The 22,124-nt window shown below is 68.5% G+C and carries 24 protein-coding genes and 1 pseudogene; 17 read left to right on the top strand and 8 right to left on the bottom strand.

Going from position 1 to position 22,124, the window contains the following annotated elements; genetic code table 11:
• Positions 1 to 86: 86 nt before the first annotated feature.
• Positions 87 to 725: a TetR/AcrR family transcriptional regulator gene (locus tag BM417_RS18905; RefSeq protein ID WP_093595411.1), complete on the top strand. Its 639-nt coding sequence runs from the start codon at positions 87 to 89 to the stop codon at positions 723 to 725.
• Here the strand turns inward: BM417_RS18905 and BM417_RS18910 are convergent.
• On the bottom strand, positions 714 to 1,475 hold the full coding sequence (locus BM417_RS18910) for a MaoC family dehydratase (RefSeq protein ID WP_093595414.1): 762 nt from the start codon (positions 1,473 to 1,475) through the stop codon (positions 714 to 716). The two genes, BM417_RS18905 and BM417_RS18910, sit on opposite strands and share 12 nt — an antisense overlap.
• A complete protein-coding gene (locus tag BM417_RS18915; protein WP_093595417.1) occupies positions 1,475 to 2,710 on the bottom strand; it encodes a 3-oxoacyl-ACP reductase in 1,236 nt (411 codons plus the stop codon). The genes BM417_RS18910 and BM417_RS18915 overlap by 1 nt, the downstream gene beginning before the upstream one ends.
• A gap of 53 nt (positions 2,711 to 2,763) precedes the next feature.
• Between BM417_RS18915 and BM417_RS18920 the strand changes: the two genes are divergently transcribed.
• Positions 2,764 to 3,969: an acetyl-CoA C-acetyltransferase gene (locus BM417_RS18920; RefSeq protein ID WP_093595420.1), complete on the top strand. Its 1,206-nt coding sequence runs from the start codon at positions 2,764 to 2,766 to the stop codon at positions 3,967 to 3,969.
• Between the two features lie 79 nt (positions 3,970 to 4,048).
• The gene (locus BM417_RS18925; protein ID WP_093595423.1) at positions 4,049 to 4,309 is read left to right on the top strand and encodes a hypothetical protein; all 261 of its coding nucleotides are present in this window, start codon (positions 4,049 to 4,051) and stop codon (positions 4,307 to 4,309) included.
• A 60-nt stretch (positions 4,310 to 4,369) separates the two neighbouring features.
• Here BM417_RS18925 and BM417_RS18930 read toward each other — a convergent pair whose 3' ends face one another.
• Positions 4,370 to 4,984 (bottom strand): SIMPL domain-containing protein, encoded by a 615-nt coding sequence (locus BM417_RS18930; protein WP_093596237.1) that lies wholly within the window; start codon positions 4,982 to 4,984, stop codon positions 4,370 to 4,372.
• A 154-nt stretch (positions 4,985 to 5,138) separates the two neighbouring features.
• Between BM417_RS18930 and BM417_RS18935 the strand changes: the two genes are divergently transcribed.
• The 5 genes from BM417_RS18935 (at position 5,139) to BM417_RS18950 (ending at position 9,502) form a co-directional block, all read left to right on the top strand.
• Complete coding sequence (locus BM417_RS18935; protein WP_030480083.1) at positions 5,139 to 6,332, top strand: ATP-binding protein; 1,194 nt, start codon at positions 5,139 to 5,141, stop codon at positions 6,330 to 6,332.
• Between the two features lie 159 nt (positions 6,333 to 6,491).
• The gene (locus tag BM417_RS47825; RefSeq protein WP_169746017.1) at positions 6,492 to 6,638 is read left to right on the top strand and encodes a hypothetical protein; all 147 of its coding nucleotides are present in this window, start codon (positions 6,492 to 6,494) and stop codon (positions 6,636 to 6,638) included.
• 230 nt (positions 6,639 to 6,868) lie between these two features.
• On the top strand, positions 6,869 to 7,720 hold the full coding sequence (locus tag BM417_RS18940) for an NAD(P)-dependent oxidoreductase (RefSeq protein ID WP_177320485.1): 852 nt from the start codon (positions 6,869 to 6,871) through the stop codon (positions 7,718 to 7,720).
• 52 nt (positions 7,721 to 7,772) lie between these two features.
• Positions 7,773 to 9,143 carry a S28 family serine protease gene (locus tag BM417_RS18945; RefSeq protein WP_245821995.1) on the top strand — a complete coding sequence of 457 codons (1,371 nt, stop codon included), beginning with the start codon at positions 7,773 to 7,775 and terminating at the stop codon, positions 9,141 to 9,143.
• A 14-nt stretch (positions 9,144 to 9,157) separates the two neighbouring features.
• Positions 9,158 to 9,502: an NYN domain-containing protein gene (locus BM417_RS18950; protein ID WP_093595428.1), complete on the top strand. Its 345-nt coding sequence runs from the start codon at positions 9,158 to 9,160 to the stop codon at positions 9,500 to 9,502.
• Here the strand turns inward: BM417_RS18950 and BM417_RS18955 are convergent.
• Entirely contained in the window at positions 9,499 to 10,473 is a 975-nt protein-coding gene (locus BM417_RS18955; protein ID WP_218164504.1) for an HAD family hydrolase, read from the bottom strand. The two genes, BM417_RS18950 and BM417_RS18955, sit on opposite strands and share 4 nt — an antisense overlap.
• A gap of 9 nt (positions 10,474 to 10,482) precedes the next feature.
• On the opposite strand from BM417_RS18955, the gene BM417_RS18960 reads away from it, so the two are divergent.
• Positions 10,483 to 11,151, top strand: coding sequence for a dienelactone hydrolase family protein (locus BM417_RS18960; RefSeq protein WP_093595431.1), 669 nt, complete (start codon positions 10,483 to 10,485; stop codon positions 11,149 to 11,151).
• Here BM417_RS18960 and BM417_RS18965 read toward each other — a convergent pair.
• A complete protein-coding gene (locus BM417_RS18965) occupies positions 11,148 to 12,167 on the bottom strand; it encodes an NAD(P)-binding domain-containing protein (protein ID WP_093595434.1) in 1,020 nt (339 codons plus the stop codon). The two genes, BM417_RS18960 and BM417_RS18965, sit on opposite strands and share 4 nt — an antisense overlap.
• Positions 12,168 to 12,307: 140 nt before the next feature.
• On the opposite strand from BM417_RS18965, the gene BM417_RS18970 reads away from it, so the two are divergent.
• The 3 genes from BM417_RS18970 to BM417_RS18980 are packed head-to-tail and all read left to right on the top strand — an operon-like array spanning position 12,308 to position 14,183.
• Positions 12,308 to 12,823: a hypothetical protein gene (locus tag BM417_RS18970; RefSeq protein ID WP_093595436.1), complete on the top strand. Its 516-nt coding sequence runs from the start codon at positions 12,308 to 12,310 to the stop codon at positions 12,821 to 12,823.
• Positions 12,824 to 12,845: 22 nt separating this feature from the next.
• Positions 12,846 to 13,745 (top strand): pentapeptide repeat-containing protein, encoded by a 900-nt coding sequence (locus BM417_RS18975; RefSeq protein ID WP_093595439.1) that lies wholly within the window; start codon positions 12,846 to 12,848, stop codon positions 13,743 to 13,745.
• 12 nt (positions 13,746 to 13,757) lie between these two features.
• Positions 13,758 to 14,183: a DUF4259 domain-containing protein gene (locus tag BM417_RS18980; RefSeq protein ID WP_245821996.1), complete on the top strand. Its 426-nt coding sequence runs from the start codon at positions 13,758 to 13,760 to the stop codon at positions 14,181 to 14,183.
• Between the two features lie 38 nt (positions 14,184 to 14,221).
• On the opposite strand, the gene BM417_RS18985 is transcribed toward BM417_RS18980, so the two are convergent.
• Positions 14,222 to 14,794: a PIN domain-containing protein gene (locus tag BM417_RS18985; RefSeq protein WP_093595442.1), complete on the bottom strand. Its 573-nt coding sequence runs from the start codon at positions 14,792 to 14,794 to the stop codon at positions 14,222 to 14,224.
• Positions 14,795 to 14,797: 3 nt separating this feature from the next.
• Complete coding sequence (locus BM417_RS18990) at positions 14,798 to 15,289, bottom strand: helix-turn-helix domain-containing protein (protein WP_177320486.1); 492 nt, start codon at positions 15,287 to 15,289, stop codon at positions 14,798 to 14,800.
• A 90-nt stretch (positions 15,290 to 15,379) separates the two neighbouring features.
• On the opposite strand from BM417_RS18990, the gene BM417_RS18995 reads away from it, so the two are divergent.
• The 4 genes from BM417_RS18995 (at position 15,380) to BM417_RS19010 (ending at position 20,436) form a co-directional block, all read left to right on the top strand.
• Positions 15,380 to 17,200 carry an NHL domain-containing thioredoxin family protein gene (locus tag BM417_RS18995; RefSeq protein WP_245821997.1) on the top strand — a complete coding sequence of 607 codons (1,821 nt, stop codon included), beginning with the start codon at positions 15,380 to 15,382 and terminating at the stop codon, positions 17,198 to 17,200.
• Positions 17,201 to 17,236: 36 nt separating this feature from the next.
• Positions 17,237 to 17,530, top strand: a complete 294-nt coding sequence (locus BM417_RS19000) for a GroES family chaperonin (RefSeq protein ID WP_084401587.1) — start codon at positions 17,237 to 17,239, stop codon at positions 17,528 to 17,530.
• Between the two features lie 283 nt (positions 17,531 to 17,813).
• Positions 17,814 to 19,598: a VanW family protein gene (locus BM417_RS19005; protein WP_407656159.1), complete on the top strand. Its 1,785-nt coding sequence runs from the start codon at positions 17,814 to 17,816 to the stop codon at positions 19,596 to 19,598.
• Positions 19,599 to 19,644: 46 nt separating this feature from the next.
• Positions 19,645 to 20,436 (top strand): DUF1206 domain-containing protein, encoded by a 792-nt coding sequence (locus BM417_RS19010; RefSeq protein ID WP_245821999.1) that lies wholly within the window; start codon positions 19,645 to 19,647, stop codon positions 20,434 to 20,436.
• On the opposite strand, the gene BM417_RS19015 is transcribed toward BM417_RS19010, so the two are convergent.
• Entirely contained in the window at positions 20,426 to 20,872 is a 447-nt protein-coding gene (locus tag BM417_RS19015; RefSeq protein WP_093595451.1) for a hypothetical protein, read from the bottom strand. The two genes, BM417_RS19010 and BM417_RS19015, sit on opposite strands and share 11 nt — an antisense overlap.
• Before the next feature lie 172 nt (positions 20,873 to 21,044).
• Here BM417_RS19015 and BM417_RS19020 point away from each other — a divergent pair.
• A pseudogene (locus BM417_RS19020) lies at positions 21,045 to 22,067 on the top strand (Cmx/CmrA family chloramphenicol efflux MFS transporter); the annotation flags it as partial.
• Between the last annotated feature and the right edge of the window lie 57 nt (positions 22,068 to 22,124).

Below are 22,124 nucleotides of genomic sequence, written 5' to 3' on the forward strand. Positions count from 1 at the left end.
TGGTACCTACTCGCGAGTAAGACTACTCACCAGTAGATAGAGCGGCAAGCCGATCGGATAATCTTGCTGCTCCGAACCGAGGGGTAATGATGCGCACAGAAGGTCGAGCCAAGCGCTTGCCACGCGCCGTGCGTGAGCGGCAGATCATGGATGCCGCGGTCGACGTGTTCTCGCGGCTCGGCTTCCACTCGGCGTCGATGGACGAGATCTCCGAGGTCGCGGGCATCTCCAAGCCGATGCTCTACGCCTACCTCGGCTCGAAGGAGGAGCTGTTCGCGACCTGCATCCGGCGTGAGGCCACCCGCATGATGGAGGCCATCGCGACGGGCGTCGAGCCCGACCAGGAACCCGACGTGCAGCTGTGGAGCGGCCTGCGGGCGTTCTTCGGGTTCGTCGGCGAGAACCGGGCGAGCTGGCAGGTGCTGCACCGGCAGGCGTCCACCCAGGGCGGACCGTTCGCCGTCGAGCTCACGGACATGCGCGGCCGCGCGGTCTCACTGGTCGCGGCGCTGCTCACCCAGTCGACGAAGGCGCCGGCGACCAAGCTGGAGGCCGAGTCGCTGGCCGCCGCGCTGGTCGGGGCCGGCGAGTCGCTCGCGGACTGGTGGCTCGACCACCCGGAGGAACCCGCCGGCGTCGTCGCGGCCCGCCTCATGAACCTCGTCTGGATGGGCTTCGGCGACCTCGTCGACGGCAACGTCTGGCATCCACCGTCACGCCGCTGAACCGACCAGGTGGGGTCCCTTGCCCCACACGGCGAACTCCCAGCCGTCCGCGCCCTCGGCCGCCGAGAACTCGACACGACCGGGGATGAACAGCGGCTTCTTGAACCGGACGTCCACCGTCACGGCCTCAGGAAGCCGCCCCTCCAGCGCGGCCAGGCAACGCGCCTTCGTCCACATGCCGTGCGCGATCGCCTGCTTGAAGCCGAACAGCCTGGCGCTCAACGGATAGAGGTGGATCGGGTTGCGGTCGCCGGACGCCGCCCCGTAACGCCGTCCGATGTCCGCGGGCACCCGCCACACCGCCGATCCGACCGGACGCTCCAGCTCCTCACCGGAGCCGGACGAGCCGCCGGTCCGCCGCAGGTAGGTCGAAACCCCTTCCCAGACACCGGAAACCGACGTCACGACGTCGACCTGGGTGCCCTGCGGGTGCGGCCGCAGATCGCGCGCGGACACCGTGATCTCCAACGGCTCGCACGACATCAGTGGCCGGGACTGCGTGATCCGGTTCGCGATGTGCACGAGGCCCGGCAACGGAAACGGGAACCCGGCGCCGGACATCAGCTTCATCTGCGACGGAAAGCCCAGCACGTGCGGGTACGTCAGCGGCAACGCGTCGCGCAACCCGAACCCGCACACCTCGTTGTAGGCCGTCAGATGCTTGAGCGACACGTCCAAAGAAGCCGAAACCGGTTGCGCGGCAAGCGTTTCCCCGCGCCGGAACGACGTCAGAGCGGCACGCAGCAACATCAGGCCCCCAGCAGCATCTGGCCGCACACCCGCACGACGTTCCCGTTCACGCCACCGGAACCCGGCGACGCGAACCACGCCACGGTCTCCGCGACGTCGGCCGGCAACCCGCCCTGCGACAGGCTGTTCATCCGCCGCCCGACCTCGCGCGTCGCGAACGGAACGGCCGCGGTCATCTTCGTCTCGATGAAACCGGGCGCCACCGCGTTGATCGTGGCGCCGCGAGCAGCCAGAACGGGTGCCAGCGTCTGGACCATCCCGATCACGCCCGCCTTCGACGTGGCGTAGTTGGTCTGGCCGACGTTGCCCGCGATTCCGGCGATCGACGACACCCCGACGATCCGCCCGCCGTCGCGCAGCACGTCGCCTTCGAGCAGCGCGTCGTTGATCCGTTCCTGGCAGGCGAGGTTGACCTCCAGCACCGAGTCCCACAGCGAGGAGTCCATGCGCGCCAACGTCTTGTCGCGGGTGATGCCCGCGTTGTGCACGACGACGTCGACGCCACCGTGCCGTTCCATCAGGTACGAGGTGAGCCGTGCGGGATCGCCGGTGATGTCGAGCTGCAACGCCGACCCGCCGACGGCGTTCGCGACCTTCGACAGCTCGTCCCCGGCAGCGGGCACGTCGAGGCAGACCACGTGCGCGCCATCGCGTCCCAGAGTCGTGGCGATCGCCTCGCCGATGCCTCGCGAAGCGCCCGTGACCAGCGCGACCTTGCCGTCCAGCGTGCCTGTCGGCGAGTTCGCGGACACGTGGACGACCTGCCCGGAGACGTACGCGGAACGCCCGGACAGCAGGAACCGCAGTGTCGACTCGACCCCGTCCTCGGCGCCGTCCGCCACGTAGACGAGGTTGGCCGTGCCACCGCGGCGCAGCTCCTTGCCGACCGACCGCACAAAGCCTTCGAGCGCCCGTTGCGCCACGGAGTCCGGCGAGCGCCCGATCACGATCACCCGTCCGCACGGCCCGAGCTGCGTGATCGCCGGGTGGAAGAAGTCGTGCAGCTGCCGCAGGTCCGCGACGGCCGAGATCTCGGACGCGTCGAACACCAACGCGCCATAGGGAGCCGCACCTGTTTCCAGCTGCTTCAGAAAGGGCAGCCGAGTGGTGCCACCCACCAGCGCCGGTGTGGCCAGGGCGGCGTCACGGCGGAGTGGATGCGGGTTCGGCAGGCCGAGCCTGCGCACGAGCTGGCGACCCAGCCCCGACGTCGCGAACTTCTGGTACCTGTCCACGTCACACAACCTACTCGCTAGTAAGTCTACCCGCTAGTAGGTAGCATGGCGGCATGCGAGTAGCGATCATCGGTGGCAACCGCATCCCGTTCGCCCGCTCGAACGGCCCGTACGCCACCGCGTCGAACCAGGACATGTTCACGACGGTGCTGGACGGCCTGGTCAGCCGCTTCGGCCTGCAGGGCGAACGCCTCGGCGAGGTGGTCGCGGGCGCCGTGCTGAAGCACTCACGCGACTTCAACCTCGTCCGCGAGTCGGTCCTGGGCAGCAAGCTCAGCCCCGAAACACCCGCGTACGACCTCCAGCAGGCGTGCGGCACCGGACTTCAGGCGATCATCGCGGTCGCCAACAAGATCGCGCTCGGCCAGATCGAGGCGGGGATCGCGGGCGGCGTCGACACCACCAGCGACGCGCCGATCGGCGTGAACGAGAACTTCCGCAAGCTCCTGCTGGAGTTCAACCGCACCCGCAAGGTCAGCCTGCTGGCGAGGCTGCGTCCCAGCCACGTCGTCCCGCACCTGCCCCGCAACGGCGAACCGCGCACCGGCATGTCCATGGGCGAGCACGCGGCCATCACCGCCGCCGAGTACGGCATCACGCGCGAGGACCAGGACGAGCTCACCGCGCGCAGCCACCAGAACCTTGCCCGCGCCTACGACGAGGGCTTCTTCGACGACCTCGTCACCCCGTACCTGGGCCTGACCCGCGACCAGAACCTCCGCCCGGACAGCAGCGCCGAGAAGCTCGCCAAGCTCAAGCCGGTCTTCGGCGACACGATGACCGCCGGCAACTCGACCCCGCTCTCCGACGGCGCCTCCGCGGTCCTGCTCGCCACCGAGGAATGGGCCGCCGAACGCAAGCTTCCGGTCCTCGCCTACCTGACGTTCGCCGAAACAGCCGCCGTCGACTACGTGCACGGCGACGAGGGCCTGCTCATGGCTCCCGTGCACGCCGCACCGCGCATGCTCGACAAGGCAGGCCTCACGCTTCAGGACTTCGACTTCTACGAGGTGCACGAGGCGTTCGCGTCGCAGGTGCTCGCCACGCTGAAGGCCTGGGAGAAGGAACTCGGCGAGATCGACAGGTCCAGGCTGAACGTCAACGGCTCGTCGCTCGCGGCAGGCCATCCGTTTGCCGCCACCGGCGCCCGAATTGTCGCGACCTTGGCGAAGTTGTTGCACCAGAGGGGAAGTGGACGCGGGTTCGTGTCCATTTGCGCCGCCGGAGGTCAAGGGATCACGGCGATTCTGGAACGGTGACGCACTTAGGCTTGCCGAACTCGACAGTCCCTCATGCACACTCGGAGTGTCGCGTCGCTGCGACACTGGGGGTGGGGGAATGCGGGACCTGCAGGTCGATCCCGAAAAAGATCCGGTGCTGGCGCGCGCACTCGCCGGCACCCTCCGCGACGAGTGGCGACCGGCCGCCGACGCGATGCGGTCGGCGCGCGAGTGGGAGCGCCGCGCCTACATCATGTTGACGCTGGCAGCGGCGGCCAGCCGCCGCGTCGAGTGGCTCAGGAACTGGCTCAAGGCCCGTCCGGACGACCGCGATGCCGTCGCGGTGCGGCACACGATGGAATCACTCAACGGGCACTAGCCATCGTGCTGTCGATCACCCGCCACCGGCGGCCGGCCAGGAGCAGTCCTGTCGGCATCGTCAGTCCAGCAGCGACCACGCGGCGGTGCAGGAGGCCGACACGGTGATCTGCTGCGCCTTCAGGTTCAGCTGGTCGACCATCCCGGCGGGCCCCGCCATCTCGAACGACGCGGCGCCGCTCATCATCCGCGGCTGGTAGTGCGCGCCGCCCTCGGTGTCGCCGATCCGCAGCAACGGCCCGAGCCGCCGCCCCAGCGCCGACGCGTAGCCCTCGGCACGACGCAGCGCGTCCGCCACTGCTTCTCGCTGCGCCTCACGGATGGCCTCTGTGTCGTCGACGAGCGTCCACGACGGGCCGTTGATCCAGGACGGCTCCGCCTGCACGAGCTCGGCCAGCAGCCCGTCGAGGCGGTCCAGGTCCTTCACCCAGATCACGTACTGCTGCGAGGCGCGGCTGCCGACGCGCTGGTTGTTGTCCCAGTTGTCGTGCGCGGACAGCTGCCGCGACCGCACCTCGAACTCCGCGAGCAGCGGCTCGATGGCGGAAATGCGCTGGTTGAGCGTGCTCACCGCCTCGGAGCGCTCGGCGCCGAGCGCCTCGAACGTCACGTCCACCTGGGCGCGGTCGGCGGTGCGCTCGACCTCGCCGGTCCCCTTGGTCACGACTTCAGCCACATGACGCAGCCAACCGGCACCGGGGTTCATCCGCAACTATTAACCTCTATTGCTCAATCACTAGATAAAGGTATACAGCGGCATCCGGCCCCACTTCGAGGTTCGTCTGCGCGTCTCTAGAGCCGTCGCTAGAAACGCGGATACGGTGCGAGCCATGGACCCGGTGCGCAATCCGTTCGCCCCCGGTGCAGGCCAGCGGCCTCCTGAGCTCGCCGGCCGGGACAAAGAGGTCGGCGCGTTCGAGGTGGTGCTCGAACGCGTGGCCCGCGGCCGTCCCGAACGCAGCCTCGTGCTGACGGGGCTGCGGGGCGTCGGCAAGACGGTGCTGCTCGGCGAGCTGCGGTCGATGGCCGTCAAACGCGGCTGGGGCGCGGGCAAGGTCGAGGCCAGGCCGGACGCGGATCTCCGCAGGCCGCTGTCGGCCGCGCTGCACCGGGCGATCCGGGATCTCGCGGTCCGGCACCGCGCACCGGACCGGGTCGAGGCGATCCTCGGGATCCTCAAGGCGTTCGCGCTCAGAGCCGCACCGGACGGCGCCAAGCTGCGCGACCGCTGGCAGCCCGGCATCGACGTCCCGGCGGCGTCCGGTCGCGCGGACTCCGGCGACATCGAGATCGACCTGGTCGAGCTGTTCACCGACGTCGCCGAGCTCGCGCAGGACGTCGGTACGGGCGTCGCGCTGCTCATCGACGAGATGCAGGACCTCAAGCCGGACGACATCAGCGCGTTGTGCGCGGCGTGCCACGAGCTGTCGCAGATCGGCGCGCCGCTGGTGGTCGTCGGCGCGGGCCTGCCGCACCTGCCGGCGGTCCTCTCAGCCAGCAAGTCGTACTCGGAACGTCTCTTCCGCTACGTCCGCATCGATCGCCTGAGTCGGGAGGACGCCGACCGCGCCGTGCTCGCCCCGGTCGAGCGGGAGGACGCGGGCATCACGGACGAGGCGCTCGACGCGTTGTTCGACGCGTCCGGCGGTTACCCGTACTTCATCCAGGCCTACGGCAAGGCCGCCTGGGACGCCGCCCCGGCCGATCCGATCACCGCGATGGACGTGTCCGTGGCCGCTCCGGAGGCCGACGCGGAGCTGGCTGTGGGCTTCTTCGGCTCCCGATACGAGCGTGCGACGCCCGCTGAACGCGAGTATCTCCGGTCGATGGCCGAGTTGACCGACGGAAAGGACGCGGGCGTCAACACCGCCCAGGTGGCTGACCACCTCAAGCGCAAGCCCTCGTCGCTGTCGCCCGCGCGGGACTCGCTCATCAAGAAAGGCCTGGTCTACAGCGCGGAACGGGGTCAGATCGCCTTCACTGTGCCGCACTTCGGGAGGTTCTTGCTCGGCCGTGAGGAGTGACCCGGGGCACCCTGGCGTTGTCCGGCTGTTCACGTTGTCGGCCGATGATTCATCGGCATGTGCCCCAACTCACCGGATAATCGCGTGCTTTCATGCGCGCGTAGGTGCATACTTGGGTTACCAACCAAACAGACCTCACAGAGGGAAGTGCAGACCGAGATGAACTTCGCAGCGAAGCTCCGCGCCCGCCGTGCCGAGGCGCGCAACCGGAAGGCCGTGGCTCGCGCGATCGACATGGCGACCACCCCGTCCATGCGTCACGAGCTGATGGCCATCGCCCAGGCTCAGGTCACCACCCTGCGCTGACTCTGACCCGGCACTCGCGCGGCGCCCCGTCGCGAGTGCCTCCCCAACGGGAACCCCTGGAGCACCTCCCGCGCTCCAGGGGTTTCATTCATTCTGTTAAACGTGATCCGCGCCACAGTATGATGGCGTTGTAACAGCGCACGTCGGTCCGCCGATGTCACTGTTGACCCCGCGGTGCTGTCGGACCCCCGACCTGGCAGCACTGCGGGGTTTCTTGTTTGCTGGGGGACATGAAGATCGCCGTGCTCGGCACCGGCCTCATGGGTGCCCCCATCGCAGCCAACCTCGCCGCGGCCGGACACGAGGTCCGGGTCTGGAACCGCACGCGAGCCAAGGCCGAACCGCTCGCCGCGCAGGGCGCCATCATCGCCGACACCCCCGCTGCCGCCGTCGAGGGTGCGGAGATCGTGCTGACTGTTCTCAACGACGGCCCCACGGTCACCGCGGCCATCCAGGCCGCAGCCGAGTCCCTGCCGCACGACGCCGTGTGGATCCAGGCGTCCACGGTCGGCATCGCGTCCACCGAAGATCACATCGCGCTGGCCCGTTCGCTCGGGCTGGAGTTCGTGGACGCGCCGGTGCTCGGCAGCACGAAGCCCGCCGCCGAAGGCAAGCTCGTCGTGCTCGCGTCCGGTGCCGACGAACTGCGTGAGCGCGTGCAGCCGGTGTTCGACGTGATCGGTGCCCGCACGATGTGGGTCGGCGAAGCCGGTGCGTCGTCGAAGCTGAAGCTCGTCGCGAACAGCTGGGTGCTCGCGCTGACCGCGGCGGTCGGCGAGGCCGTGTCGCTGGCCGAGGCGTCCGGGCTCGACCCGAAGCTGTTCCTGGAGGCCATGTCCGGTGGCGCGATCGACACCCCGTACCTCCAGATGAAGGGCGGCGCGATCATCGCCCGTTCCTTCGAGCCCGCGTTCACCGTGGAGAACGCGCTGAAGGACGCGCGGCTCGTCGCAGAGGCGGCGGAACGGGCGAACGTGCGCCTCGACGTCGCGCAGGCGTCCGCCGAACGGCTGAGCCGCGCGGTCGACGGCGGTCACGGTGACAAGGACATGGCCGCGTCTTATTTCGCCAGCTACGAATAAGCCCGACGATCGGCCGGTCCGGCGGGACGTGCGGGCTCAATAGCTTGGCCTGGTGAACAGACTCGCACGCTCCCTGCTGGCGTTCGGCCTGGCATCCGCGCAGGTCGTGGCCACCGCGGCGGTCGCGTCCGCCGCCCCTGACATCAAGGACCGCATCGCCGCCATCCCCGGCGTGCGGATCATCAGCGAGGGGACGTCCGGCACCGCGCGGACGTTCGTCCTCGGCATCCAGCAGCCCGCGGACCACCGCAGGCCGCGCGGCACGAGGTTCGAGCAGCGCTTCTCGTTGCTGCACAAGGCCGAATCGAAGCCGATGGTGCTGCACACCAGCGGCTACAACCTGTCCGGCACGGTCAGCCCGTCCGAGCCCGCCCGGCTCGTCGACGGCAACCAGATCAGCGTCGAGCAGCGGTTCTTCACGCCCTCACGGCCCGCGCCGGCCGACTGGGACGACCTGAACATCTGGCAGGCTGCCAACGACCACCACCGGATCGTCGCCGCGTTCAAGAAGATCTACGGCGCGAAGTGGCTGTCGACAGGTGCCAGCAAGGGCGGCATGACGTCGATCTACCACCGCCGGTTCTTCCCGCGCGATGTCGACGCGACCATCGCGTACGTGGCGCCGAACGACGTGGTGAACGACCGTGACGTCTACGGCGAGTTCATCCGCGAGGTCGGCAACGACCCGACGTGCAACCGTCGTCTTGAAGGCGTGCAGCGGCAGATCCTGCAGCACCGCGACGAGATCGTCTCCCGCCTGGAAGCCAAGGGCTACACGTACAAGCAGTTCGGCAGCGCCCACAAGGCGCTGGAGATTCTGGTGCTGGACACGCCGTTCACGTTCTGGCAGTACGGCACCCAGGAGCAGTGCACGCTGGTTCCCGGCGCGGGTGCCTCGGTGGACGACCTCTGGACGTTCATCGACAAGACCGTCGGCTGGGACTTCTACACCGACGCCGGCGTCGCGCCCTACACGGCGTACTACTACCAGGCGGGCACGCAGCTCGGCTGGCCGGAGGCGGACGAGTCGGCGGTGCGCGACCTGCTGCGCCACCCCGGTTCCTCGGTGCCGCGCTCGATGGTGTCGCCGGACATCAGGTTCCCGCGTTTCGACCGGTCGGCGATGCGCGACGTGGACTCGTGGGTGCGCTACCAGGGCTCGCGGCTGCTGTTCGTGAACGGCCAGAACGACCCGTGGAGCGCGGAACCGTTCCGCCTCGGGCCGGGCACGCGCGACTCGCTGTCGTACTCGGTGCCCGGTGGCAACCACGGCGCGAACATCGCCAAGCTGCCCGAGAAGGAACGCGCTGCCGCGACCGCCGCCGTGCTGCGCTGGGCCGGAGTCTCCGCCGCTCCCGTTGCGGCACTTGCCGTGGACGAGGGCCCGGACTCGCTGGACGCACTGCGGGCACGCCGGGGCTGAGGCACTCTGAGGGTGTGAAGCCGTTGCTCGTGGTCGATGCAGCCAACGTCGTGGGATCGGTCCCTGACGGGTGGTGGCGGGACAGAGCGGGCGCGGCCGAACGCCTCCGCGACGCCCTGCGCGGCCGCGACGAGGAGGTCGTCCTGGTCGTGGAAGGCAAGGCGCGCAACGTTTCTTCTGTCGACGACGTCCGGGTGGTCTCCGCTCCCGGCGAGGGCGACGACACGATCGTCGAGGTCGTGCGGGCCGAAGGTGCCGGACGAGTCGTGACGGTGGTGACCGCTGACCGGGCGTTGCGGCAGCGGGTGATGGCGCTGGGTGCCGGGGTGGCGGGACCCACCTCGGTGCCGCGCCGTTAGATCCGGAAGAGCTGTTCGAGGATCTGCGCGACGCCGTCCTCGGTGTTCGGCGGCGCGTGGTTCGTGCAGGCCTGCTTCACGAGCGGGTGCGCGTTGCCCATCGCGTACGCCGTGCCGGCCCAGCCGAGCACCGACAGGTCGTTGGGCATGTCGCCGAACGCGATGACCTCGTGCTTGCCGATTCCCCTTGTGTTGCAGAGGGATTCGAGCGTGGCGGCCTTCGAGACGCCCGGCGGGCTGATCTCCAGCAGGCCGAGCCCGCCCGAGTGCGTGACCGACACGTGCTGCCCGACGGCCTCCCTGGCGATCTCCATCATGTGATCGACCTCGGCGTCCGGCGCCCACGCGAGCATCTGCACGACCTGGTGCGCCTCCTCGAAGACGTGGTCGAGCAACTCCAGTGTCCTGTGTGGATTCTTCGGCCCGAAGCCCTGAAAACCGGGCTCCGACAACACTTCGAACCCGGTCTCGACCGCGATGCCGACGTTCGGGATCACCTCGGCCAACGCCTCCGACACCTTCCGCACGACGTCGAGCGGCACCGTCTGCGCGTGCGTCACCTCGCGGTTCGTCAGGTCGTAGATCATCGCGCCGTTGGAGCAGATCGCCGTGCCGGTCAGCGCCAGGTCCTGGACGAACCGCGGCGGCCGGGCCGTGACGACCACGACGTCCGCGTCGACGGCGTGGAGCGTGGCGCGGGTGCGGTCGCTCAGCACCCCGCCCGGTTGCAGCAGCGTGCCGTCGAGGTCGGTCGCGATCAACCTGATCATCGGCCGATTATCGGGCAGGAACCACCGGCTGCGGGCGAGAAGTCCGGAAGCCGTCTCCTCGACGGTGCGGCGCACGACGTCCTCGAAGTCGATCTGCACGGCGGCCAGGGACGAGGCGCCGACCGTCTGTGGACCGAGGCAGAACGCCTCACCGGCACGCCGGTGGAGGTCGTGGGCCGGTGATCGGAGGTGTTCGGGCAAACTCGATCCATGACCCATCGAGTTGACGAGATGCCGCTGCCGATCTGGACGCCGGAGTCCGGTTCCGGCCCCGGCATCGTGCTGATCCAGGAGATCTTCGGTCTGGACGGGTACCTGCGGGGCATCGCCGAGAAGCTCGCCGCTCTCGGCTACGTCGTGGCCGTGCCCGAGCTGTTCCACCGCTTCCAGCCGGGCTGGGTGGGCGAGCACGACGAGGCCGGCATCCAGAAGTCCATGGAGGTCGTCGGCAACCTCGACTTCCCGCTCGCCGTGCAGGACGTCGTCGCGTCGGTCGAGTACCTGCGCGGCCTGCCCGAGGTCACCGGCGGCGTCGGCGTGCTCGGCTTCTGCCTCGGCGGCACCCTGGCGTACTCCGCCGCCGTCGCCGCGAACCCGGACACCGCCGTGTCGTTCTACGGCTCGGGCGTGCCGGACCAGATCGGGGCGCTGGACCAGGTGTCGTGCCCGATCCAGTTCATCTTCGGCACCGAGGACGCGTTCATCACCGGCTACCAGAAGGTCGCGGACGCGGTGCCGTCACACGACGGCGCCGAGATCCACCTGGAGGCCGCGGGCCACGCGTTCCTCAACCACCTCGCCCCCTGGTACGACGAGGACGCCGCCGGCCGCGCCTGGGACCAGTCCGTGAAGTTCCTCGCGCGCACGCTTCCCGTCTAGGCGATGCACGGCACCGCGAGCTGCTGTGAGAAGAACCTCTCCAGCGGCTTGCGGTGCAACCGGCGCTCGACCGCGATCAGCTCGTTGCGCCGGTAGTGCCTCACCTGCGTGCTCGTGACGACGAACCCGTTGCGTTCGGCCGTGGGCATCTCGTCGTAGAGCAACGCGTGCTGTCCTTGCGTCACAACGACATCCGCCAGCCCGTCCGGGATCTCGCTGGCCCGCGTCGCGATGGTGGCGGCGAGTGCGTCCGGCCGGTTGCGCAACCGGCGGTGCGGCCACGGCACCCCGTGGTGCTCGGCCTCCAACGTCCGGTGCAACGCCCTGGCCGCGTGCCGGATCGCCTTGATCGAGTCGCCGGTGAGCACGTGCACGTCGGGCGCGTCGAGCGTGGTGTCCCTGCGGAACCCGGTGCACACGATGACCTCGTCGTACCGCAGGTCGCCGGTGCCGTCGATCGTCGCGACGAACTCGCTGCCCTCCTTGACGATCCGCTGCACCGTCCGCCCGACGATGTGCGTGACCCGCGTGGTGGACGAGATGTTGTCCGCCGTCTCGAACGCGCTGTGCCCGCGCCCGATGATCAGCACCCGCTTCCCCGCGTACTCGGTCGGATCGGTGCTGGCGGTCGCGTACGTCTCCGCGTGCTCGACGCCGGGAACACCTGGCAGGTAAGGCTTCTTGCCGGTCGCGACGATGACGTGCCGCGCGTGGTACTGCCCGACGTCGCTGACCTGCGTGTTGTAGCGGACGTTCAACGGCCGCGCGAAGTCCTCCAGATACCGCACCAGGTCGTCCGCGCCGGGGAAGGACCGCTTGCTGTAGCGCGTGAACGGCACGCCCTCGAACAGCGAGTTGTCGTCCGTCGAGAGCACCCGATGCCGCGGAAACGTCCGGAAGAAGCTCGCGGGTTCCGGCCCCGCCTCGACGATCAGGTAGTCGCGGCCTGCACGGTGTAGAAAGCGCCCCATCTGCAAGCCCGCCGGACCTGCACCGATCACCAGGTACTCCACCATCACGCACCTCCCGGCGTCCTCTACGCCAAGCACGGCGAAAAGGTTCAGACGGGCGGTCTGTCTCCATGATGACCGCTACCGGCGAGTTCTGGCCAACCTTCCCGCCTGCCGGACACACGCCACGCCGATACGCTGAGCCGATGAGGTTCATCGCGGTGCCGGCACTGGTGCTGCTGCTGGCCGCCTGCGCCTCCCAGGCCGCGCCTCAAACCACTCCGTCCCCCGAACCCACGAGCGAGTCCACCATGCCGCCGACGCCGCCCAGGCAGGAACCGTTCGAGATCACGACGGAGGTCAACGGCGTCCGCGAATGGCAGAACTCCCCGGAGGAGATGGGGTTCGTCTACCGCGTTCAGCCCATCGACTTCACCCTGACAGCGCGCAACACCGGCAGCACACCGCAGACGGACGCGCGGATCAGGTTCGTCGTCGAGGACATGGACGGCGAGGGCGACCTGACCGTCGGCGGCGAAGGATGGACGTGCGAGGGCGGCCGTGACATCGGGTGCACCGCGACCGGCACCACCGCACCCGGCGGCACGTGGGCCCCGCTGACGCTGACGATGCGGCACACCAAGGCCGGGCAGACCAGCGTGGTCGTCCACTGGGAGGACGTGGCGCCCAACGTGATCTTCCGTTACGACGGTGGCACCTGACCCTCGCCACTAGGCTCGCGCCGTGGCGAAGGCTGATCGCGAACTCCGGTCGATCCGGACGCACATCAGCGCGGTGGTGCTGGTCGGCCTGACGGTCTTCGCGGTGGCCGCCACCCTGCTGTGGCTGGCGCTGAGCATGCCGACCGCGGTGAACACCCGAGTCGACATCATCAAGATCGCGCTGTCGGTCGTCGCCGGCGTGGGCGGTGTGGTCGCGCTGGTCGTGGCCTACCGCAAGCAACGCATCAACGAGTCCGCCGAGAAACGCGAACACGCCAAGGTCCTCAACGAACGCTTTGCCACCGCCTGCACCCAGATCGGCCACGACAAGCCCACGGTCCGGCTGGCCGGCCTCTACGCGATGGCGTCGCTGGCCGACGAATGGACCGAGCAACGCCAGACGTGCATCGACGTGCTGTGCGCGTACCTCCGCCTCCCGTACGAGCCGTCGCTGGACTCCGAGTGGGACCACGACGAGGAGACCGAGGTCCGCCTGTCGATCACCAGCGTGCTCACCGCGCACCTCCGCGACGACGCCCCGACGAGCTGGCAGGGCCACGACTTCCACCTCACCAGGGCGGTGCTGCGTGCGGCGGACTTCGCCGGAATCCACGTGACCGGCGGCAACCTGGTGCTCAGCCTGGCGCGCTTCCCCGGCGGCTGGGTGTCGTTCGACGGCATGAAGGTGAGTGGTGGCGAGGTGTGGTTCGGCGGCGCGACCTTCTCCGGCGCACGCGTCACGTTCCACGGCGCGCAGTTCACCGGCGGGCGCGTGAAGTTCGAGGGTGCGGAGTTCAACAGCGGCGAGGTGTCGTTCCGCGGCGCGAAGTTCGCGGGCGGCGAGGTGGACCTGTCGGAAGCGGTCATCACGGTGGCGCCGGTGTTCGACGACGGCGAGAAGCCGGGGCTGAAGCTGCCGTGACCGGAATTGTCGGTGCCGGCTGCGAAGATCGCCGCCATGGGCACCTGGGACATCGGACACTTCGACAACGACACCGCAGCGGACTTCTCCGGCTCGCTCGACGAGGCACCGGAGGCCGAGCGCGAGAACATCATCCGCACCACGCTGACCCGCACGATCGAGACCGACGAGTACCTCGACAGCGATGAGGCGTGCGAGGCCCTGGCCTCGGCCGCGCTGATCGCCGCGCAGTGTCCGGGCGGAACTCCGATCACCACGGCATACGCCCCCGACAAGCCGCTGCCGGTCTTCTCACCTGACCTGCGACCCCTCGCCGTCCAGGCCTTGGACCGCATCCTGGCAGCGGATTCGGAGCTCCCTGAACTGTGGGACGACACCGAGCACGGCCCGCAGTGGCGGCAGAGCGTCATCGACCTCAAAGCCGTCCTTCTCACCTGACGGACGGCGGACTTCCGGGACGTTCTGCTGCTGGTCGCTCAACTTCTCCAGGTGCCGAACGACCGGGCACCGCGGAAGGCCTCAGTGAACCCGGTGCAGCGATGTCCTTCGTTGGCCAGGACGTCGAGCAGTTCGTCCACGGAACGCGGCGCTCGCCGATACCGGGACACCTGTCGCCGCAGTGCTGCGATCACCAGTTCAGGTGCGAGATCAAGCTGGTCGAGCAGGAACTCGTCTTGGTGCAGGACCTCGATGCCGAAGCGTTTGACGGCGGCATCAGGAAAGTCCTTCAGGTTCTCGGTGACCAGCAGTTCGGCACCGCCCCACACGGCTGCCGCGAGAACATGCCGATCCTTGGGGTCGTTGTCCATCGACTCGACCAGGTGCTGGTAGCCGGTCACCTCGGCGTCCGGGAAGTGTTGTTGCATCTGTTCGAGCCGGTGAGCCACCTGCTGCTCTGACGCGCCGCGCTTGCGGAGGTTCCGGTCAAGTTCGGCCATCACGTCCCTCGACCACAACGGACGGTAGACGCCACTTTCGCTGATCGTGAGCAGCGTGTCGCACAGGTACGGCTTGAGGAGGACGCACGTGTCGATGAAGACGGGAAGCACTGATCACCTGGGGTCGTCGTTCGTCGGCATCCGCTCGAACGGCGTGTCCAACGGGAGGTCGTACAGGCCGCCGTCCTCGCCGTCACGGACCATCTCGTCCAGTCCTGCGGCACGTGCCCTGCGGGAGCGGTCCTGGTAGGCGAGGAGGTCGGCCAACCGAACCCTGCGATGCCTGTTCGGCTGCTCGTAAGGAATCTCGCCCGCTTCGAGCAGGCGTACCAAGGTCGGCCGGGACACTCCCAGCAGGTGCGCGGCTTCGCTCGTGGTGAGCACGGTGTGTTGCGGGGCCACCGTGATCGCCAGACCCTGCGACATCGCGAACACGACCTCCCGCAGCACCTCGAAGATCTCTGCGGGCAGCTTGAGGTGCGTGCCGTCCGGTGCGACGAGCGCGGCGGTTTCGCTACCTGACCGTGCCAGTGCGGCCACCCACGGGGTCAAGCTCTCCGGCCGTGCCGGAGGCAGCACTGTTCGTTCGCCTGCACCTGCCGTCATGCCTCGATGCTAGCTCAAAACGAACAAAACGAAAGCGCCCACGATGTGGACGCCGGAACACCCCAACCGTCCACAGTGTTGGATACGGCCGTGACGACTGTGAAGCGCCGTGCCCGTGTCCGTGCCCCTGAACTGGCAGGACGGGGCTGGCTGAACACCGGCGGCGAGCAGATCAGCCTCAAGGACCTGCGCGGCAAGATCGTGCTGCTCGACTTCTGGACCTTCTGCTGCATCAACTGCCTGCACGTCCTGGACGAGCTGCGGCCCCTCGAGAAGGAGTTCGAGGACGTCCTCGTCACCATCGGCGTGCACTCGCCGAAGTTCGTCCACGAGGCCGACCCCGAGGCGCTCAAGGCCGCCGTCGAGCGGTACGAGGTGCACCACCCGGTCCTGGACGACCCGGAGCTCACGACCTGGCAGCACTACGCCGTCAAGGCGTGGCCGACGCTCACGCTGGTCGACCCCGAGGGCTACGTGGTGCACGTCGCCGCTGGTGAGGGGCACGTCGAGGCGCTGAAGACCATCATCAAAGAGCTGATCGACGAGCACGACGAGAAGGGCACGCTGCATCGCGGCGAAGGTCCGTACAAGGCGCCGGAGCCGGAGAACACCACGCTGCGGTTCCCCGCGAAGGCCATCGTCACGCCGAGCAAAACCATCCTCGTCAGCGACTCCGCTCACCACAGCATCGTGGAGCTCGAAGCGGACGGCGAGACGGTCATCCGCCGCATCGGCACCGGTGAACGCGGCCACCAGGACGGCACGACTCCGGCCTTCTCCGAGCCCGCGGGCCTCACGCTCGTCCCCAACACCCACGGCTACGACGTCGTCGTCGCGGACACGGTCAACCACCTCCTCCGCGGCCTCGACCTCGAAACCGGCGAGGTCACGACCCTCGCGGGCACCGGGGAGCAGTGGCGTGACGGCGAGACTGACGGGCCGGCCGACAAGATCGAGCTGACGAGCCCGTGGGACGTCGCCTGGTGGAACGGTGGCGTCGCCATCGCCATGGCCGGCAACCACACGCTGAGCTTCTTCGACCCCGAGACCAACACCGTCGAACGACTGGCCGGCACCACCGTCGAGGGCATCAACGACGGGCCGGCGGCAGGGGCGTTCTTCGCGCAGACGTCCGGGCTCGCGGCGGACGGCGACCGGCTGTGGATGGTCGACTCCGAGACGAGCGCGTTGCGCTATCTCGAGAACGGCGAGGTGCACACGGTCATCGGCAAGGGGTTGTTCGCGTTCGGTCACAAGGACGGCGCCGCGGACGAGGCCCTCCTTCAGCACCCGCTGGGCGTCACGGTCCTCAAGGACCACTCGGTCGCCATCAGCGACACCTACAACAACGCCATCAGGCGCTTCGACCCCGAGACGAACACCCTCACCACCATCGCCACGGACATCGCCGAGCCGTCCGACGCGCTGATCGTCGAGGACGAGCTCGTGGTCGTCGCGAGTGCGGCGCATCGGCTCGAACGGTTCGCGGCCGCCGCGACGAAGATCGACGGCGCGGCCCACGAGGTGAAGCGTCCGTCGACCGACATCGGGCCGGGAACGTTCGAGCTCGCGGTCGTCTTCACCCCGCCGAGCGGGACGAAACTGGACGAAAGGTACGGACCGTCCACCCGTCTGGAGATCACCAGCTCACCTCCCGAGCTGATCCTGGAGGGCGCGGGTGTCGGTACGGAACTGGTACGGGCGTTGCGGATCAACGATCAGGTCACGAACGGCGTGTTGCACGTTGTAGCGCAGGCGGCCAGTTGCAGTGACGATCCTGCCGACGAACACCCGGTCTGTCGTCTGACCAGGCAGGACTGGGGGGTGCCGGTTCGAGTTGTTGCCGATGCACCTACCAGGCTGCCGTTGCTCATGGGCGGCATGGACGAGGAAGGTTCGCAAGCCACGTAGACTCTGCGGGTGCCTGATGTCAAGCTCGAGATCCAGATGCTGTACGACCGCGTCATGGTCCGCATCTCGCCGGAGGACGGCGAGCGGCGTTCCAGCGGAGGCATCGTGATCCCCGCTACGGCCCAGATGGCGAAGCGGTTGGCGTGGGGTGATGTGTTCGGAGTCGGTACCAGCGTGCGCCACGTGAAGGTCGGCGACCGGGTGATGTTCAACCCGGAAGATCAGCTTGAGGTCGAGGTGCACGGCACCACGTATCTCGTGATGAGGGAACGCGATCTGCACGCGGTTGCGACGGAGCTCACCGAGCACGGTACTGGTCTGTATCTATGAGCCGCCGGTTCGTGATCGACGCCTGATAGCTGCACACATTTGCCACCTCAGGAGAGACAGGGCGACGGGGAGAGCTGTGCCGTACGACGCTGACAAGACGAGAGCGATGCCTCCGGTGGGTCCCGGCGGCACGTCCTCCGAGCAGACGACCAAGATCAGTCCGGTCCGGGTGGACGCCTCGACCGAGGCGTGGCCGTCTGAGGAGCCGGACTCGAGCGAGCCGACCGTCACCGCTGCTGTGCCCGGTGTCGGGTACCCGGCCAGCGAGGACGCCACCGAGTACATGAGGCCGGTGCTGCCACCGGAGCCGCAGCCGGAGGACTCCGGTGTCTACGGGCCGGTGATGATCGAGCCCGGCGAGGAAGAGGCCCAGCCGAAGTTCAACCGGAAGCGGGCGGTCATCGTGGCCGCGGCCGTGGTCGGTGCCTTCGGCCTGCTCTACGGCCTCGACATTCTCGTCTCCAGCGGCAACGTGCCGCGCGGCGTGACGGTGGCGGGCGTCGACGTCGGCGGCCTGAGCCACACCGACGCCGAGAAGAAGCTGCGCGACGAGATCGGTCCGCGCCTCGACAAGCCCGTCGCGCTCAAGGCCGGTGACGTCACCGCCGAGCTCGACCCGAAGGCCGCGGGCCTGGAGCTCGACTGGAACGGCACGATCGACCGTGCGGGCAGCCAGCCGCTCAGCCCGATCACGCGCGTCACCTCGTTCTTCACCAGCCGCGAGGTCGGTGTCGCGACGAAGGCGGACGACGCGAAGGTCTCCAGCGCGCTCGAGGCCCTGCGTCCCAAGCTCGACCACGAGCCGATCGAGGGCACCATCAAGTTCGAGGGCGCCAAGCCGGTCGCCGTCGACCCGCACGACGGCCAGAAGCTCAAGGCCGAGGACGCGGTCGGCTCGATCGTCGCGAACTGGGCGTCCGGCAGCCCCGTCGAGGTCCCGATGGACTTCACCCCGGTCAAGACGACCAAGGAGGGCGTCGAGAAGGCGCTCAACGACTTCGTCAAGACGGCGGTGTCCGGTCCTGTCGTGATCAAGGGCGAGGGCAAGGACGCGACGCTCACGCCGGAGCAGATCGGGGCCACGCTGGCCTTCGCTCCCGGTGACGGCGGCGCGCTGAACGTCACGCCCAACAAGGACAAGCTCGCCGAGGTGACCACGCCGCAGCTCAAGGACACGGTCAAGCAGGGCAAGGACGCCGAGATCGTCTTCGAGGGCGGCAAGCCGACGGTCAAGCCGTCGGTGGACGGCCTCGACCTCGACTGGGACAAGAACCTCCAGCCCTACTTCGACACGCTGAAGAAGACGGACGCGCGCGAGGTCAAGTTCGAGTACAAGCACACGCCCGCGAAGGTCACCACCGAGCAGGCGAACAAGATGGGCATCAAGGAGGTCATCGGCGAGTTCCAGACCGGCAACTTCGCCGCTGCCTCGGGCGTCAACATCCGCGTCGTGGCCGAGAAGGTCAACGGTGCGATCGTGAAGCCCAAGGAGACGTTCAGCCTCAACAAGTACACCGGCCCCCGCGGCACCGCGCAGGGCTACGTCGACGCGGCCATCATCGAGAACGGCATTCCCGGCGTCGCGGTCGGTGGCGGCATCTCGCAGTTCGCGACCACGCTCTACAACGCGTACTACTACGCGGGCATGAAGGACGCGGGCCACAAGGAGCACAGCTACTGGATCACGCGGTACCCGAAGGGCCGCGAGGCCACCGTGTTCATGGACGGCGCGGGCAACAGCCTGATCGACATCGCGTTCACGAACCCGGACGAGACGGGCGTCGCCATCCAGACGATCTGGACGCCGTCCTCGATCACGATCAGGCTCTGGGGCACCAAGAACTACGACGTCAGCGGCTCCACCAGCGGCGATTTCAACCCCACCCAGCCGCAGGAGAAGAAGGTCAACAAGGCCGGGTGCTCGCCGACCAACGGCTCCCCTGGCTTCTCGGTGACGGACACCCGCACGATCACGGACCGCCGCAGCGGCCAGTCCCGCAGCGAGTCGCGCACGGTCCGCTACGACCCGCAGTTCAAGATCATCTGTGAGCCGCCGCCCGGCGGCTGAGCAACATTCAGGTTCGCAGTGGCCACGCGGGGGTATTCACCCCTTCGTGGCCACTGTTGCGCAGGAAGCGCGAAGACATCCCGTCGTGCAGACGCTCGGACGGGCGGGGATGGTGTTGTACGGGGTCGTGCACGTCCTGGTGGCGTGGCTCGCGATCCAGGTCGCGTTCGGTGACTCCGAACAGGCCGACTCGAAGGGCGCGGTGAGCGACATCGCCCAGGGTGGCGTGTGGCTGCTGTGGACGCTCGGCATCGGACTTGTGTTCTTCGCGCTCTGGCAGCTGCTTCTCGCGTTCGTGGGTTACACGTACATCGGGAAGAAGCGGAAGCGGATCTCCAAGCGCATCGGGTCCGCCGCTCGCGCCATCACGGCGACCGGTATCGCACTGGGTGCGTTCAAGTACGCGACGGGCTCCGGCGGCGGCGGTGACCAGAACCAGCAGCAGCAAGAACTCACGGCGCAGGTGCTCGCCCTGCCCGCCGGCCAGTTCCTCGTCGGTGCCGTGGCGATCGGCATTCTCTCGATCGCCGGCGTGATCATCTACAAGGGCATCAAGAAGTCCTTCGAGAAGGACCTCGACATGGGCCGGGCTCCGAAGTGGATCGAACCGGTCGGCAGGATCGGCTGGATCGGCAAGGGCACCGCGTACGGCGTGATCGGTGTCCTCGTAGGACTGGCCGCCGTCAACGCGGACCCCCAGCAGTCCGGTGGCATGGACAAGGCGCTGAAGACGTTGGCAGCACAGCCCTACGGCATGTTCCTGCTGTCGGCCGTGGCGATCGGCATCGCCGCGTTCGGTGTCTACTGCTTCGCCGCCGCGCGGGCGCTCAAGGAGTGACGCCGGTGGCCGCGAGCCTGTGCCGATGCCGGGCCGCGGCCGCCTGTGCCTCCACCGTCATCGACGCCAGGACCTGCCCCGGCGCCACGTAGAAGACGTTGGGGCTGCTGGAGTCCGGCCCCCAGCCGGGACTTCCGCGCAGCAGCAGGAGATCGCCGGGATCCGGGTTCATCCCCTCGAGCCAGGAGTCCTGCTCGACTCCTGTCCGCTGCCACACGATCACGGCCTTGGTGCCGCTCTTCGCTCGTTGGTACACCTGCGCGACGCTCGCCAGTTCTGCTTCCGGCGACGCGTCGCGCAGCTCGTTCATGTGCCGCTGGTACCCGGACCACAGCGCGTCCTGGCGCACCTGCCGGTTCTTCAGGCGTCGCAGGACGACCGTCGCGAGCGCCACGACTCCGGCGACCGCGCACACCATCAGCAGGTACAGGAACACCGGCCAATCTTTGATTCCGAACGAGCGACTGTCAACTGACAACGAAATCAAGCTGCATCTGGTGAGGTGATCGCGCTAGCGTGCGGCTCATGTCGAGTCCTGAGGCATCCAGGGTCGGGTCTGCGGTCTAACCGTCAGCCCCGAAAAACCCTTCATCCCTCGGAGCTCCTCCGTGCCTCTTTCGCTGTACCTGCTTGCCCTGGCCGTGTTCGCCATGGGCACCTCCGAGTTCATGCTCTCCGGGCTGTTGCCCGCCATCGCCGTCGGCTTCGACGTGTCCGTCGGCACCGCCGGTCAGCTCACCTCTGCCTTCGCGGCAGGCATGGTCGTCGGCGCACCGCTGATGGCCGCGCTGGCCCGCAACTGGCCACCGAGGCTCAGTCTGTTCACGTTCGTCGCCGTCTTCCTCGCGGCACACGTGATCGGCGCCGTCACCGGGAGCTTCGCCGTGTTGCTCGTGACCAGGGTGGTCGCCGCGCTCGCGAACGCCGGGTTCCTCGCCGTGGCGCTGACGACCGCCACGGCGTTGGCGCCGCCCCAACGACGTGGACGAGCGCTCGCCGTGCTGCTGTCCGGCACGACGGTGGCCACGATCGCCGGTGTGCCGGGAGGGGCGTTGCTCGGCACCGCGTTCGGCTGGCGTGCCACGTTCCTCGCCGTGGCGGTGCTCTGCGTGCCGGCCGCGGTCGGTGTCCTCAAAGGGATTCCGTCCCGGCAGCGACACACCACCGTCGCGTTGCGACCTGAGCTGGCGGAGCTGCGCAAGCCACGGCTGGTGCTGGTGATAGCGCTCGCGGTGCTGGTGAACGCGGTGACCTTCGGGCACTTCACGTTCCTGGCCCCGGTCGTCACGGACGTCGCCGGACTGGGCGAGTGGTGGGTGCCGGTCGTGCTGGTGCTGTTCGGTCTTGGCTCGTTCGCCGGGGTCCACCTCGGCGGACGGCTGTCCGGCTCCGCGGCACGCCCGGTCGTCGTGATCGGCGGGGTGCTGATGCTCGCCGGGTGGTTCAGCCTCGACGTGCTCGGTCGTGAGCCCGTTGTGTTGCTGGCGTTGGTGTTCGTGCTCGGCGTGCTGTCGTTCGCGGTCGGCAGCGCGTTGATCGCGAAGGTGTTGCACCACGCGGCAGAAGCGCCGACGATGGCCGGTTCGTACGCGACCGCCGCGCTCAACATCGGTGCGGTGGCCGGTCCGCTCTTCTTCGTGGCGCAATGAGAAACGGGTCCGCGCACCCTGGGCAGGGGATGCGCGGAC

The organism is Lentzea waywayandensis (assembly GCF_900115955.1).
Lineage (GTDB): Bacteria > Actinomycetota > Actinomycetes > Mycobacteriales > Pseudonocardiaceae > Lentzea > Lentzea waywayandensis.

Coding starts and splice junctions, on each gene's coding strand:
- BM417_RS18905 (WP_093595411.1), top strand. CDS start 87: ATGATGCGCACAGAAGGTCGAGCCAAGCGCTTGCCACGCGCCGTGCGT.
- BM417_RS47825 (WP_169746017.1), top strand. CDS start 6,492: ATGAACTTCGCAGCGAAGCTCCGCGCCCGCCGTGCCGAGGCGCGCAAC.
- BM417_RS18910 (WP_093595414.1), bottom strand. CDS start 1,475: ATGTTGCTGCGTGCCGCTCTGACGTCGTTCCGGCGCGGGGAAACGCTT.
- BM417_RS19000 (WP_084401587.1), top strand. CDS start 17,237: ATGCTGTACGACCGCGTCATGGTCCGCATCTCGCCGGAGGACGGCGAG.
- BM417_RS18965 (WP_093595434.1), bottom strand. CDS start 12,167: ATGGTGGAGTACCTGGTGATCGGTGCAGGTCCGGCGGGCTTGCAGATG.
- BM417_RS19005 (WP_407656159.1), top strand. CDS start 17,814: ATGAGGCCGGTGCTGCCACCGGAGCCGCAGCCGGAGGACTCCGGTGTC.
- BM417_RS18925 (WP_093595423.1), top strand. CDS start 4,049: ATGCGGGACCTGCAGGTCGATCCCGAAAAAGATCCGGTGCTGGCGCGC.
- BM417_RS18935 (WP_030480083.1), top strand. CDS start 5,139: ATGGACCCGGTGCGCAATCCGTTCGCCCCCGGTGCAGGCCAGCGGCCT.
- BM417_RS18960 (WP_093595431.1), top strand. CDS start 10,483: ATGACCCATCGAGTTGACGAGATGCCGCTGCCGATCTGGACGCCGGAG.
- BM417_RS18970 (WP_093595436.1), top strand. CDS start 12,308: ATGAGGTTCATCGCGGTGCCGGCACTGGTGCTGCTGCTGGCCGCCTGC.
- BM417_RS18940 (WP_177320485.1), top strand. CDS start 6,869: ATGAAGATCGCCGTGCTCGGCACCGGCCTCATGGGTGCCCCCATCGCA.
- BM417_RS18990 (WP_177320486.1), bottom strand. CDS start 15,289: ATGACGGCAGGTGCAGGCGAACGAACAGTGCTGCCTCCGGCACGGCCG.
- BM417_RS18920 (WP_093595420.1), top strand. CDS start 2,764: ATGCGAGTAGCGATCATCGGTGGCAACCGCATCCCGTTCGCCCGCTCG.